This window comes from Buchnera aphidicola (Pemphigus obesinymphae), assembly GCF_026122815.1.
GTDB lineage: Bacteria > Pseudomonadota > Gammaproteobacteria > Enterobacterales > Enterobacteriaceae > Buchnera_C > Buchnera_C aphidicola_BJ.
In genome coordinates, this window is sequence record NZ_JAIWQW010000056.1 from 1 (window position 1) to 763 (window position 763).

1 pseudogene is annotated in these 763 nt (G+C 28.4%); it reads right to left on the bottom strand.

The window, feature by feature from the left end:
- Window positions 1–763, bottom strand: a pseudogene (locus LDP10_RS03040) (2-isopropylmalate synthase); the annotation flags it as partial.

Genomic DNA, 763 nt, shown 5'->3' on the forward strand with positions numbered 1-763 from the left:
TTTTTAATATACCATCCTGATGAATACCGGATGAATGAGAAAAAGCATTAGTTCCTACAATAGCTTTATTGGATGGAATAATAATGTTACAAATTTCACTAATTAATTTACTGGTTTTATATATTTTTTTATGTTTAATGTTAGTATGTAAATTCAAATTATTTTTTTTAAGTTTTATAGCTGTAATAACTTCTTCTAATGCTGTGTTACCTGCTCTTTCTCCCATACCATTCATAGTTCCCTCTATTTGACGAGCACCAGCTTGAATTGCTGTTATAGAGTTAGCTGTAGCCATACCTAAATCGTTATGACAATGAACAGATAAAACTACTTTATCAATATTAGGGACTTTATTGTATAAAGATTTTATAATCTGACTAAATTCATAAGGAATCGTAAAACCAACAGTATCCGGAATATTAACAGTTGTTGCTCCCGCTTTTATGACATTTTCAACAATATAACATAACTGATTTATTGGAGTTCTTCCTGCATCTTCACAAGAAAATTCAACATCATTTGTATAACGTTTTGCTCTTTTAATAGCAAATATAGCCATGTCTATTATTTCTGAAAAACTTTTTTTTAATTTAGATTTAATATGTAACGGAGAAGTACCTAAAAAAATATGAATACGAAAGTTTTTTGCAAACCGCATAGCTTCAGCAGCAACATCAATATCTTTTTGCACACATCTAGCTAAACTACATATTATGCTATTTTTTAATTCTTTAGAAATAGTTTCTACTGATTTAAAATCACC